The sequence below is a fragment of the Flavobacterium crassostreae genome, assembly GCF_001831475.1.
GTDB classification, from domain to species: Bacteria; Bacteroidota; Bacteroidia; order Flavobacteriales; family Flavobacteriaceae; genus Flavobacterium; species Flavobacterium crassostreae.
Genome location: NZ_CP017688.1, coordinates 1,134,797 through 1,148,747, shown reverse-complemented (window position 1 = coordinate 1,148,747; position 13,951 = coordinate 1,134,797). Strand labels below are relative to the sequence as shown.

The following is a 13,951-nucleotide window of genomic DNA, read 5'->3' as shown; positions in this document are numbered from 1 at the left end:
AATTTGAGGCACTACTAAAATCTTTAAATTTACACAGAAAGAACCAATGAAAATTTCAAAATTAAATATCGAAAGCTACCGTCATTTGCAAAACCTAAACTTTGATTTTACGTATCAAACAGGAGAACGCAAAGGACAACCTTTGGATAAAATTTGTTTTATTGGTCAAAGTGCTACAGGGAAAACCGGGTTATTGGAGTTGATTTATGAACAATTTTCGTTTATAAACAATTTATTTGTTACTAATAACAACCAATACAATGATCTTATTGGTATAAAGTCCATCAATGGTAAGATTAAATTTGAAGCTCATAAATCTACTCTTGAACTAAACAAGAAGGAATTTAAACTTAATGGGAATACTTACTACAACAGACCTCCTCAAACTGGAACACTTAATCTATCTGGCGAATTATTTAAAAATCCTGACGATAAAAAAAAGATATTCTACTTCAAAGCCAATATTATTTCGGAAAACAACTTAGAACTTTTCTCAAAAAACCCTATTGATTTAATTGAAAAAAACAACAATCAGTTAAAAGACCTAGCTCACTATTTTAGGCATGTACATAACAACGAATTTATTTTTAATAGTGAAGTTGATCCCCGAATATGGCTAACCGTTTTAAGTGAAATTTTAGATTACCGAAAAAAATCTACTCAAAAAATATCCGAATTACTGCACAACCTAGATATTAACAAATTTCCATTAGAATACCAAAAATGGCAAAATGAAAACCCTAATGGATTAGCTTTTTTTGCCAAAGAATTCAATCCCATTTTAGAAAAATTAAATCTAGAAGTGGATTTAGTCAACACCGAATATTCTATTCCAATAAAAAACAGAAGAACTCAAGAGATAATTCCCATCCAAGATATAAGTACTGGAACCAAAGGATTATTACTGTCGTTTTTACCTTTATTTAAACTTGATACAACCGATTCTATAATTTTAATCGACGAACCAGAACGTTCCCTATACCCTGATATGCAAATGGATTTGATGGACCATTATCAAAACTTGGCTCCCAAAGCACAGTTTGTGGTAGCAACACATTCTCCGTTTATAGCAGCTTCATTTGAAGCCGACGAACGTTTTATTTTGTATTTTGATGAAGAAGGAAAAGTTGCTGTTCGAAGAGGCACTTCACCAATTGGCGATGACCCAAATGATATATTGAAAAACGACTTTGGCATTAATTATTACAACAAACATGGAGAAGAAGCTTATCAAAAATATCTTAATTTAAAAGAAGAAATAGCTAATGAAACCGATCCCCAAAAGAAAAAATATTTATTATTAGAAACCGTTAAACTCGGTGATACTTATAATTTTTAATTATGAGAAGAATAGTAAAAAACCCTAATTCTCTAGTTAGGAAAAATGAATTAAATTACATCGAAGGAAATTCAAATAATAATTTAAAAATTTCTAAGATTCTATACTCTGAACAAAAAGGTTTTTGTGCTTACACCGAAGAGTTCATAGGAAGAGCAGATGCCAAAGACATTGAGCACTTCAATCCTAACCTCAAAAACACCCCTCAGGACTCTTACATTAATTGGTCATTAGTAAAACATCAATGGAACACAGAAAAATCAAACAAATGGGACAAATACCAACCGATTTTACTCCCGACGGATTCTTCTTTCGAAGATAGAATTGTTTATGATAATGGTGACTATAGAGTTTCTGATTCAAAGGACAATGAAGCCTTCAATTTAATTAAACTTATAAAACTTGATGATATAATTTTAGCTAACCAAAGAAAAAATTACATCAAACGAAAAACAAGTGAAATAGAAAAATTCGGCGTTTCTCCAGAAGATTTTTTTCAAGTATTAATCGATGATGACATAAATCAAATTTCATACATCAGGGCCATTCAAGAAGAGTTTAAAATAAATATATGGGACATGATCCCGCAACCAAAATAAATAAATAAAAATGAAAGTAGCCGTAATCATGGGAAGTATCTCTGATATGCCCGTAATGCAAGATGCCATCGATATATTAAAATCATTTGATATTGAAGTAGAAGTAGATATTGTATCTGCGCACCGTACCCCCGAAAAACTGTTTGATTTTAGCAACAAGGCCCACACACGTGGTATTGCAGTGATTATTGCAGGCGCTGGTGGAGCGGCACATTTGCCCGGAATGGTTGCTTCTATGTCACCATTACCTGTTATTGGGGTTCCCGTAAAATCTAGCAACTCCATTGATGGATGGGATTCGGTTTTGTCAATTCTACAAATGCCAGGCGGCGTTCCTGTTGCCACTGTTGCGCTTAATGGCGCTAAAAATGCTGGTATTCTGGCAGCTCAAATCATCGGAAGCCAGGACAAAGCAATTATGGATAAAATGATTGCTTACAAACAGAGCTTGAAAGAGGCTGTTTATAAATCTTCTGAAGGTTTAAAAAAATAATCCTCTTTTATAACTAAATAAAAAAGATTCGCTACAAGTATTTTGACCTAGACTACCAAAAATGTGGTGGAACTTGGCTAATTTGTAGCGAATCTTTTTGTAAAAATCACTCTAAGCTACGTCTTAGCACGGGCTTAGTCTGCTTATTTAATCCTCTTGTTCAATTTGTTCTAGTACGGATTCAAATTCAGACAAAATAACATCCTCGTTATTGATCCAATTCTCCGAAGTAATCAGGCTAAAATTTACAGCGTCTGTTGTACGCAGTTCCCAAATAATTGCGGCAGCATTAGGAAACGGAATATTTTGTGTCATTTGGTCTTCAAACAATCGTTTGATTAAATTACGGTCTGACAATCCTTTGTTTAACAATTTCAATACGTTTTCGGCGGTTAATTCTTTTGCTTCGCCCTGAGTTGGTGCCATCGAAAAATGAACGATAGAGGCTTTGGCATTCGGAAATTTTCCGTTGTAGGCTTTAAACAACAATTGATTGGCATGAAACAACCTGCCTTGCATCTGAATTTCGGGATATTCTTCGCATACCTTATCAATTAACATATTATGTGCTATTTGTTCTATTTGTCCTTGGCTTAGTTCCGCACCTAACTTATAATCCAACACAATTGCAGCGGCTTCGTGGGGTTCGTAATCGGAGATTGCCATTTGAAGCAATTCTGGCAAGTTTTCTGGTTCTGCAGTTGCCGCATCCGGAAAATTAAATCTTTCACACAATGCTATATAATCTTGGGTAGTCCAATATCCTTCTATTTCATTAACGGTATCAATTCTCTTTATTGTTATTTGGTAATTCATTTTTACTACTTATTAGAGACGATCTTCAGTGATAATCTACCGTTCCAATTTAGTGTTTTTTTATTAACTTGAACAATAAATAACCTTGTAATAACAAAATTATCCTCTAGATTTTATGCCCAGAATCCATCCTCGGCATGGGGTTATCTTTTTATAAATGATTATCTTTACCTTTCTAAAAAAGTTGGCTTTCAACTCCTAAAAAAAGTACCCTACCATGAACGTTTTATTATCTAAATTTAACACCAAACACGATACGGCTCCATTTTCTAAACTAAAAAACGCCGAGTATACTCCTGCCATTCAAGAAGGAATTGCTTTGGCAAAAGCCGAAATAGATGCCATTGTAAACAATCCAGATGCTGCTACCTTCGAAAATACAATTGCAGCCATGGAATATACTGGAGAGGTTTTGGATCGTGCTTCGAGCATTTTTTTTAATTTAAATTCGGCCGAAACTAATGACGAAATGCAAAAAATTGCGCAAGAAATTTCGCCACTATTGTCGGAGTTTGGCAATGACATTCGTTTAAATCCTGAATTATTTGCTCGTGTTAAAACGGTTTATGATTCTAGAGAAACTTTAGATCTTACTCCAGAGCAAAGCACTTTGCTTGACAAAAAGTACAAAAGTTTTTCTCGAAATGGCGCTAATTTGCCTGAAGACAAAAAAACCAAATTACGTAAAATAGACCAAGAATTATCCACGTTGAGTTTGCAATTTGGCGAAAATATTTTGGCCGAAACCAATGCTTTCCAACTGCATCTAACCAATAAGAACGATCTTGCTGGTTTGCCCGAAGGAGCTATTGAAGCCGCTGGTTCTTTGGCGAAAGCCCAAGAAAAAGAAGGCTGGATTTTTACCTTAGATCACCCAAGTTATGTGCCTTTTATGACCTATGCCGATAATCGGGAATTGCGTAAAAAACTAGCGCTAGCTTTTGGCGCAAGAGGTTTTCAAAACAATGCATTTGATAACCAAAAAATTGTGCTCCAAATTGTCCAACTCCGTTTTGAGCGTGCGCAATTATTGGGTTATGCTACGCACGCCCACTTTGTGCTTGAGGAACGCATGGCCGAAAGTCCCGAAAAAGTGCTTCTGTTCTCTAACAATTTATTAGCTAAGGCCAAACCAGCTGCTCAAAAAGAATTTGCTGAGTTATCGGCTTTCGCCAAAGAGATCGACGGCATCCAACAATTAGAGAAATGGGACGGTGGGTATTATTCCGAAAAACTAAAACAAAAACTATTTGATTTTGACGACGAAAAATTAAAACCCTATTTTCAGTTAGAAAAGGTCTTGAACGGTGCCTTTACGATTGCTCAAAAATTATACAGTTTGACCTTTACCGAAGTCTTTGATATTGACAAATACCATCCCGAAGTGATGACCTATGAAGTAACGGACGAAAACAAAGCGTTAGTTGCTGTTTTTTATGCCGATTTTTTTCCTCGAAAAGGAAAACGAAACGGTGCTTGGATGACGTCGTTCAAATCCCAATATATAAAAGACACAACCAACGAAAGACCCCACATTTCAAACGTTTGTAACTTTACGCCCCCAACAGAAAGCAAACCCTCATTATTAACGTTTAACGAAGTAACTACTTTGTTTCATGAATTTGGACATGGCCTCCACGGAATGCTTGCCAACACCACCTACCCTAGTTTGTCTGGAACCTCTGTGTATTGGGATTTTGTAGAACTACCAAGTCAGGTTATGGAAAACTGGTGTTATGAGCCCGAAGCTTTGGCATTATTTGCTACACACTACCAAACCAACGAAGTAATTCCGATGGAATACGTACAGAAAATAAAAGAAAGCGCTAGTTTTCAGGAAGGATTGGCAACCATGCGCCAGTTGAGTTTTGGATTACTCGACATGGGATGGCATGGACAAGACCCAACAAATATTACGGATGTAAAAGCTTTTGAAAACCAACAATTTGCAGCCACACAATTATATCCCGAAGTAGCCGAAAATGCTATGAGTACCGCTTTTTCACATATTTTTCAAGGAGGCTATTCTTCTGGGTATTACAGCTACAAATGGGCCGAAGTTTTGGATGCCGATGCTTTTGAATATTTTCAAGAAAAAGGAATTTTCAATCCCGAAGTAGCTACTAAATTTAAGGAAAACGTACTCTCCAAAGGAGGAACCGAACATCCAATGATTTTATACAAACGTTTTAGAGGCCAAGAGCCAAAACCAGATGCCTTGCTAAAAAGAGCTGGATTGTTGTAGGAATTTTGACAGGAAAAAACAGACCGAAGTAGCGATGCTTCGGTTTTTTGTATTTAATAAACAACCCGCATTTATCTGGTTACTCTAAATTTAATCCTCCAAAAGCAACCACAAACAACCACCAAAATACAGGAATACTTTCTGCCCAAAAAGAAGTATAGTATTTCGAACGTTGGTGGTTAGCGCAGACCAAAAACAAGGAAAGTACCACTACTAAAATTGCGTTGATAACTACTGGTTTTGGGGTATCGTTATTTTTTAGAAATTCTAAAAAATAAAAAGGCAACAACAAAACTAATCCCAAGATTTTGGTTTGCCTAACCCCTATTTGCTGCGGTACGGTTTGCAAAAGAGGATCGTCTTGGGATAAATCTAGTATTTCAAAGATTAAAATCAAGACAAAAACCAAAATAAAACGCTGGATGCCTTTTATAAAAAAAGTACTACCCAAAGGAATTTCGGCATTCCAAACTGGCAATACCAGCGTTACCCCTACCCAACAAAGTGCTACTATATATATTTTGACGCCAGCCCAATGTCTTGCGTTTTTTTTATTTGGAAAAAAAGGCAGCGCATACAAAAGTGTTAACGCCAAAACAACTAACGAAATGAGTTGGGTATGCCATTGCAATTGCCAAAAATAATATCCCGATCCGAGTAGGGCAAAAAAACTCAACCAAACAATTTGTTTAAGCTGCCTGCCCATGGATTTTTTTGGAACACGAACCAAAGTGGCGTATTTCACAAAATTATAGCCCGCTATGGTTCCCAAAAAAGCAAAGTTAGAAACGCTCTGCTGAGGCGGTATCTTGCACATCAAATAGGTTATTTGGATGAGCGCATATACTGACAAAGCCACCGGAATGCTGCTGTGGATATAAAAATCAATTGCTTTTTTTAAACGAATCATTAAACAAAAATAATCAATTGTGAACAAAAACCATATTTAGTTGAAAAATCAATTGAAAAACATGAATTAGATTGTTTATAATACTTATTTTTGTAGGACTAAAAAAACACAACATTATCATATTTACATGAAAACAGACTCATTTGCTTTAAGACACTTAGGCCCAAGGGAAAACGATTTACCAAAAATGTTAGAAACCATAGGTGTTGCTTCTTTAGATCAATTAATCCAAGAAACAATTCCGGCGGATATCCGTCTGAAAAATCCTTTGGATTTAGAACACATTATGACTGAATATGAATATGCTAATCACATCCGATTATTAGGCCGTACGAACAAAGTATACAAATCCTATATTGGTTTGGGGTACCACCCTACAATTGTTCCACCAGCAATTCAAAGAAATATTTTTGAAAACCCAGGATGGTACACGGCTTATACTCCATACCAAGCAGAAATTGCACAAGGTCGTTTAGAGGCTATTTTGAATTTTCAAACCATGGTTATTGAACTAACCGGAATGGAAATTGCAAACGCATCGTTACTTGATGAGAGTACTGCTGCTGCAGAAGCTATGGCGTTATTATTTGATGTGCGCTCTAGGGATCAAAAGAAAAACAACGTATGTAAGTTTTTTGTTTCCGAAGAAATACTCCCACAAACATTATCTGTTTTAGAAACACGTTCTGCCCCTATTGGTGTTGAATTAGTGATTGGAAATCACCAAGAATTTGATTTTTCGGAAGAATTTTTTGGTGCTATATTACAATACCCAGGAAAATATGGCCAGGTGCATGATTATGCTGGCTTTATCCAAAAAGCAAATGCGAAAGAAATTAAAGTAGCCGTTGCTGCAGATATTTTATCTTTAGTAAAATTAACTCCTCCTGGAGAAATGGGAGCAGATGTCGTTGTAGGTACTACACAGCGTTTTGGTATTCCTATGGGATATGGTGGACCACACGCTGCCTATTTTGCCACCAAAGAAGAGTACAAACGTTCTATGCCGGGTAGAATTATTGGTGTTTCGCAGGATGCAAACGGAAACCGTGCGCTTCGTATGGCGTTACAAACTCGCGAGCAGCATATCAAACGCGAAAAAGCAACTTCAAACATTTGTACTGCTCAAGTATTGTTGTCTGTAATGGCAGGGATGTTTGCTGTTTATCACGGACCAAAAGGGTTAAAATACATTGCAAATAAAGTACACTCTTCTGCGGTAACTTTGGCAGAAGCTTTAAATAAATTGGGGGTTTACCAAACCAACACTGCATTTTTTGATACCATTGTAGTAAAAGCCGATGCTCAAAAAGTAAGAGCTATTGCCGAAAAACAAGAAATAAACTTTTATTATATAGATAACGAGACGATTTCTATCTCTTTGAACGAGACAATTCTATCTCCAGATATCAATCAAATCATTGCCGTTTTTGCGGAAGCAGTAGGAAAAGAAGCCTTTGAGGTTTCTCAATACAACTCCGATAGTAACTATCCAGAGAACCTAAACAGAACCTCTGAATTTTTAACGCATGAGGTATTTAATAAATACCACTCCGAGACTAGCTTGATGCGTTATATCAAAAAACTAGAGCGTAAAGATTTGTCTTTGAACCACTCTATGATTGCTCTAGGCTCTTGCACCATGAAGCTGAATGCCGCTGCCGAAATGTTGCCATTAAGCATGCCTTATTGGAACACTATCCACCCTTTTGCACCACTTGATCAAGTGCAAGGCTACATCAAAATGCTTAAAAAATTAGAGCATCAATTAAACGTAATTACTGGTTTTGCAGGCACTACGTTACAACCTAACTCTGGTGCTCAAGGAGAATATGCTGGCTTAATGACCATTAGAGCATACCACCAATCTAGAGGAGATGACCAACGAAACATTTGTTTGATTCCTGCCTCTGCGCACGGTACAAACCCAGCTTCGGCAGCTATGGCTGGAATGAAAATCATTGTTACCAAAACAATGGAAAATGGTAATATTGATGTTGAAGATGTGAGAGAAAAAGCTCTTAAATACAAAGACCAACTATCTTGCCTAATGGTAACGTATCCATCTACGCATGGTGTATTTGAAAGCGCTATTAGAGAAATTACACAAATCATCCATGACAATGGCGGTTTGGTTTATATGGATGGTGCTAACATGAACGCACAAGTAGGATTAACCAATCCTGCAACTATTGGAGCAGATGTGTGTCACTTAAACCTACACAAAACCTTTGCAATCCCTCACGGTGGTGGTGGACCAGGAGTTGGGCCAATTTGTGTGAACGAAAAATTAGTTCCGTTCTTGCCTAGCAACCCATTAATTCCGGTTGGTGGCGAAAAAGCCATAACTGCAATTTCTGGAGCGCCATACGGATCTGCTTTAGTGTGTTTGATTTCTTATGGATACATTTGTATGTTAGGTTCGGAAGGAATTACCAATGCAACCAAATATGCGATCCTAAATGCAAACTACATGAAAGCCCGTTTAGAGGAGCACTACCCAATCTTGTATTCAGGAGAAAAAGGAAGAGCCGCTCACGAGATGATCTTAGATTGTAGAGCATTCAAAGCAAAAGGAATCGAAGTTACGGATATTGCCAAACGTTTAATGGATTATGGATACCATGCACCAACGGTTTCTTTTCCGGTAGCAGGAACCCTAATGGTAGAACCTACCGAATCTGAGGATGTAGCAGAGTTAGATCGTTTTTGTGATGCAATGATTGCTATCCGAAAAGAAATAGAAGCAACTACTGCTGAAGAGCCTAACAACGTATTAAAAAACGCACCGCACACCTTAGCAATGCTTACAGCAGATACTTGGCTATTGCCATACACTAGAGAAACCGCAGCATACCCATTAGAGTATGTGGCCGAAAACAAATTCTGGCCAAGTGTACGTCGTGTAGACGAAACCTATGGTGACCGAAATTTAATTTGTAGTTGTGCCCCTATTGAGGCGTATATGGACTAACCAATTACAACTAAATACTACCAAATGCCTCGGAATAATCCGAGGCATTTGTTTTTTGGAGCATTTTTATAAAACAAAAAGCAGCAATGGCAATTAGAACACAAAACTATTCGTCTTTTATCATATTTATTAAAAAATCATCAGTAAATTAGCTAAATATTCATTTTAACACAATTATATGCACGCATACTAAATATCGTGCCTATAATTATTTATTTATTTTTAACTTAGCCTAAATTTTTGGAAAACAATTCGATGAAAATAAAAATAACCGGAATAGCGAGCTATATTCCTGAAAGAAAAATAAGCAATACGGATTTTGGAAATCATGTGTTTTTAAACGAAGATGGAACTCCATTTGGTCGTCCAAATGAAATAATAATCCATAAGTTTAAAGGCATTACAGGCATTGAACACAGGCGGTATGCCGAAAAAGAGCACACTTCTTCTGATTTGGCTTTTTTTGCAGCACAAAAAGCCATTGACAACGCACAAATTGATCCCGAAACTATTGATTACATCATCTTTGCTCATAATTTTGGAGATGTAAAATCCGGAACCATCCAATCTGACATGCTACCTAGTTTGGCAACAAGGGTTAAACAAAAATTGCAAATTAAAAATCCAAAGTGTGTAGCTTATGACCTCTTGTTTGGTTGCCCAGGTTGGATAGAAGGCGTATTACAAGCAAATGCTTTTATCAAATCTGGCATGGCTAAGCGCTGTTTGGTTATTGGTTCAGAAACTTTATCTAGAGTAGTAGATGACCATGATAGAGATTCTATGATCTACTCTGATGGAGCAGGCGCCTCTATTATAGAAGCCTCCGAGGATGCCTCTGGATTATTATCCTATGAGAGTGCTACCTATGCCATGGACGAAGCAAATTATCTGTTTTTTGGCAAATCTTACAATACCGATTTAGATCCCGATACACGGTACATAAAGATGCACGGCCGCAAAATATATGAATTTGCTTTGACAACCGTACCTGCCGCAATGAAAAGTTGTTTAGACAAAAGCGGTGTTGCAATAGAGGATGTCAAAAAAATCCTTATCCACCAAGCCAACGAAAAAATGGACGAGGCCATTATAGACCGTTTCTATAAGTTGTACAACAAACCCGTACCACAAGATATCATGCCTATGAGCATCCATGAATTAGGTAACAGTAGCGTAGCCACAGTACCTACTTTGTTTGATTTATTAGTACGAGGAAAAATAAAAAACCAAGAGATTCATAAAGGAGATATCCTACTGTTTGCTTCTGTGGGAGCCGGAATGAATGTCAATGCTTTTATTTATAGGTATTAATTGCCCAAAAAATAGTTGCTATTTGCATCCGTTTGTTTTTGCCACAAAAACAAACGGATGTTTTTTTATACCCAAAAAAGACAAAAAATAGCCTGCAAATCTATCCATCAAATAAATAACTGCTCAAAAAAAAGATATCTTTGTACCTTTATACCTTGGATAAAATAATAACAAAATGTACGAAAAAACCTTTCCGAATAAACGATTCCAACATACCCTAACATTTTTAAACAAACACGTCCAAAAATCCGAACGTATTTTGGATTTAGGTGTCGAAAATCCTTTTTCAAAAATCATGAAAAACGAAGGATATTCTGTACAAAACACCACTGGAGAGGATTTGGATCTAGACCAAAGTGTCGTTGCTAACACCACAACAGAAGTGGTTACCGCTCTAGAAATTTTTGAACATTTATTAAACCCATATACGGTTTTAAGCCAAATAAAAGCCAAGAAACTCATTATTTCTATCCCCATGCGCTTATGGTTTGCGGCGGCTTATCGTAGCAAAACAGATCCATGGGACAGACACTATCATGAGTTTGAAGACTGGCAACTGGACTGGTTGCTCCAAAAAACAGGTTGGAAAATTATAGACCGTCAAAAATGGACTAATCCCGTAAAAAAAGTAGGACTACGCCCCTTATTGCGTTATTTTACCAACAGATACTACATTGTTTATGCCGAAAAAATACATTAAATGAATTACTACGTAGTTATTCCCGCACATAACGAAGCAGATTTAATCCATCTCACCCTGCAATCCTTGGTCAGACAAACCGTATTGCCCAAAAAAGTAGTAGTAGTCAATGACCATTCTACAGATACCACTGCAAAAGTTGTGTTGGATTTTGCCAAAAAACACCCCTTTATTAGCCTCGTAAACAAGCAATCCAGCGCCATCCATTTGCCCGGAAGCAAAGTCATCCAAGCTTTTCAGGCGGGCCTAGATACTCTAGACGACCAATACGACATTATGATGAAAGCAGATGCGGATTTAATTTTTCCGGATACGTATTTTGAAACCATTATTCAGCATTTTAAATCCGATGCCACAATTGGTATGGTAGGTGGTTTTTGTTATATCCAAAAAAACAACCAGTGGATTCTAGAAAACCTAACAGACAAAGACCACATCCGTGGAGCATTAAAAGCCTACCGCAAAGAGACCTTTCAACAAATTGGCGGTCTCAAAGCCCAAATGGGTTGGGATACCGTAGACGAATTGCTCTGCAAGTTTTACAATTGGAAAGTAGTCACAGATCCCTCCTTGCAAGTCAAACATCTAAAACCCACCGGAGCCAACTACAACAAAAGCGCACGTTACAAACAAGGAGAAGCTTTTTACACCCTAGGTTACGGGTTAGCAATTACTGCCATAGCATCGGCAAAACTGTCTTTTATGAAAAAAAAGCCGCTCTTGTTCTTGGATTACCTACACGGTTTTCTACAAGCCAAAGCCGCCAAAAAACCCCTAATGGTCAGCCCAGAACAAGCAAAATTTATCCGAAGCTACCGCCTAAAAAAAATGAAAGAAAAACTTTTTTAAGCAAATCAACCGCTAACTACATTACTAATTACTAAATTTGTAATTTAGCCCATATTCATAAACCTATGATGCTTATTCGTTATTTATCCCAAGTAGGTCGCTACTTTTTAATGCTACGAGAAATTTTTATCAAGCAAACCAAATGGTCTGTAATGAAAAAATTGATCTTCAAAGAAATTGATGATCTAATAATAGATTCTCTTGGTATTGTTGCCTTCATCTCTTTCTTTGTAGGAGGAGTAGTTGCCATACAAACTGCCCTAAACCTTACCAATCCGTTAATACCAAAATACCTAATTGGTTTTGCAACACGGCAGTCCGTAATTTTAGAATTTGCACCCACCTTTATCTCGGTTATCATGGCCGGAAAAATGGGTTCTTTTATAACCTCCAGCATTGGCACCATGCGTGTTACCGAACAAATTGACGCCCTCGAAGTAATGGGAGTCAACTCTCTAAACTACCTGGTCTTTCCTAAAATAATAGCACTAAGCTTGTATCCCTTTGTAATTGGCATCAGCATGTTTTTAGGCATCTTTGGAGGTTGGATTGCTGGCGTTTATGGCGGATTTACCTCCAGTGATGACTTTATCCTAGGTGCACAACTAGATTTCATTCCGTTTCATATCACCTACGCCTTCATAAAAACACTTATTTTTGCCATGCTCTTGGCAACCATCCCTTCCTTTCATGGATATTACATGAAGGGAGGCGCGCTCGAAGTAGGAAAAGCAAGTACCGTATCCTTTGTATGGACCTCCGTATCCATCATCCTTTTTAATTACATACTAACCCAACTGTTACTAGGAGCATGATAGAAATAAAAAACATCGAAAAATCCTTTGGGGGTACCAAAATTCTCAAAGGAATATCTACTATTTTTGAAACCGGAAAAACCAACCTAATTATAGGACAAAGTGGTTCCGGAAAAACCGTTTTATTAAAAAGTTTGTTAGGGATCCACACTCCAGAATCTGGACAAATTTGCTTTGACGGCAGAGTGTATTCAGAATTAGAAGCCATCGAAAAAAGAGAATTGCGTACCGAGATAGGAATGGTCTTTCAAGGTAGCGCCCTATTTGACTCCATGACCGTTGCCGAAAACGTAGCCTTTCCGTTGCGCATGTTTACCAACGATGACCAAGCCAAAATAGACGAACGCGTAGACTTTGTACTAAAACGAGTAGCACTAACCGATGCACACCAAAAATTACCCTCCGAAATTTCCGGAGGAATGCAAAAACGAGTAGCCATAGCCCGTGCCATTGTCAACAAGCCCAAATACCTATTCTGTGACGAACCCAACTCCGGATTAGACCCCAATACTGCCATACTGATAGACAACCTCATCAAAGAAATCACCGAAGAGTACGACATCACCACCGTTATCAACACCCACGACATGAACTCCGTGATGGAAATTGGAGACCGCATATTGTTTCTCAAAAACGGTCTAAAAGCCTGGGAAGGAACCAACGAAGAAATTTTCAAAACAGACAACCAAGCCGTAGTAGACTTTGTATACTCCTCTAATTTGTTCAAAAAAGTAAGAGAAGCCTACTTAAAGGACGAACTCTTGGAGCAGAAAATTACTGCTCAATAAAATGCACAGCACCTGCTATACACTACAATCTTGCTTGCCGAAACCCGGCAAACAAGGATTTTCGTTGCTATCAGGGCTACAATCCTATTGCAGTATCTCTAACAATGCC

The 13,951-nt window shown here is 37.4% G+C and carries 12 protein-coding genes; 10 read left to right on the top strand and 2 right to left on the bottom strand.

The window, feature by feature from the left end; all coding sequences use genetic code 11:
* Nucleotides 1-46: 46 nt before the first annotated feature.
* From LB076_RS05080 to purE, 3 genes are read left to right on the top strand one after another with little or no spacing between them, the layout of a single operon-like run.
* On the top strand, nucleotides 47-1,339 hold the full coding sequence (locus tag LB076_RS05080) for an ATP-binding protein (protein WP_066334165.1): 1,293 nt from the start codon (nucleotides 47-49) through the stop codon (nucleotides 1,337-1,339).
* 2 nt (nucleotides 1,340-1,341) lie between these two features.
* Nucleotides 1,342-1,938, top strand: a complete 597-nt coding sequence (locus LB076_RS05075; protein WP_066334167.1) for an HNH endonuclease domain-containing protein — start codon at nucleotides 1,342-1,344, stop codon at nucleotides 1,936-1,938.
* Between the two features lie 10 nt (nucleotides 1,939-1,948).
* Complete coding sequence (gene purE, locus LB076_RS05070; protein ID WP_066334170.1) at nucleotides 1,949-2,431, top strand: 5-(carboxyamino)imidazole ribonucleotide mutase; 483 nt, start codon at nucleotides 1,949-1,951, stop codon at nucleotides 2,429-2,431.
* Nucleotides 2,432-2,578: 147 nt separating this feature from the next.
* On the opposite strand, the gene LB076_RS05065 is transcribed toward purE, so the two are convergent.
* Nucleotides 2,579-3,247 (bottom strand): hypothetical protein, encoded by a 669-nt coding sequence (locus LB076_RS05065; RefSeq protein ID WP_066334173.1) that lies wholly within the window; start codon nucleotides 3,245-3,247, stop codon nucleotides 2,579-2,581.
* Between the two features lie 217 nt (nucleotides 3,248-3,464).
* Between LB076_RS05065 and LB076_RS05060 the strand changes: the two genes are divergently transcribed.
* On the top strand, nucleotides 3,465-5,492 hold the full coding sequence (locus LB076_RS05060) for a M3 family metallopeptidase (RefSeq protein ID WP_066334175.1): 2,028 nt from the start codon (nucleotides 3,465-3,467) through the stop codon (nucleotides 5,490-5,492).
* Nucleotides 5,493-5,571: 79 nt separating this feature from the next.
* On the opposite strand, the gene LB076_RS05055 is transcribed toward LB076_RS05060, so the two are convergent.
* Nucleotides 5,572-6,402: a UbiA prenyltransferase family protein gene (locus LB076_RS05055; RefSeq protein ID WP_066334178.1), complete on the bottom strand. Its 831-nt coding sequence runs from the start codon at nucleotides 6,400-6,402 to the stop codon at nucleotides 5,572-5,574.
* 127 nt (nucleotides 6,403-6,529) lie between these two features.
* On the opposite strand from LB076_RS05055, the gene gcvP reads away from it, so the two are divergent.
* From gcvP to LB076_RS05025, 6 genes are all read left to right on the top strand, one after another.
* Nucleotides 6,530-9,376 (top strand): aminomethyl-transferring glycine dehydrogenase, encoded by a 2,847-nt coding sequence (gene gcvP / locus LB076_RS05050; RefSeq protein WP_066334186.1) that lies wholly within the window; start codon nucleotides 6,530-6,532, stop codon nucleotides 9,374-9,376.
* Nucleotides 9,377-9,631: 255 nt separating this feature from the next.
* A complete protein-coding gene (locus LB076_RS05045) occupies nucleotides 9,632-10,690 on the top strand; it encodes a 3-oxoacyl-ACP synthase III family protein (RefSeq protein ID WP_066334187.1) in 1,059 nt (352 codons plus the stop codon).
* A 175-nt stretch (nucleotides 10,691-10,865) separates the two neighbouring features.
* The gene (locus LB076_RS05040; RefSeq protein ID WP_066334188.1) at nucleotides 10,866-11,390 is read left to right on the top strand and encodes a methyltransferase; all 525 of its coding nucleotides are present in this window, start codon (nucleotides 10,866-10,868) and stop codon (nucleotides 11,388-11,390) included.
* Nucleotides 11,391-12,239 carry a glycosyltransferase family 2 protein gene (locus LB076_RS05035; RefSeq protein ID WP_066334189.1) on the top strand — a complete coding sequence of 283 codons (849 nt, stop codon included), beginning with the start codon at nucleotides 11,391-11,393 and terminating at the stop codon, nucleotides 12,237-12,239.
* Between the two features lie 65 nt (nucleotides 12,240-12,304).
* A complete protein-coding gene (locus LB076_RS05030; protein ID WP_066334190.1) occupies nucleotides 12,305-13,054 on the top strand; it encodes an MlaE family ABC transporter permease in 750 nt (249 codons plus the stop codon).
* Nucleotides 13,051-13,842, top strand: a complete 792-nt coding sequence (locus LB076_RS05025; RefSeq protein WP_066334193.1) for an ABC transporter ATP-binding protein — start codon at nucleotides 13,051-13,053, stop codon at nucleotides 13,840-13,842. Before LB076_RS05030 ends, LB076_RS05025 begins: the two co-directional genes overlap by 4 nt.
* The last annotated feature ends 109 nt before the right edge of the window (nucleotides 13,843-13,951 follow it).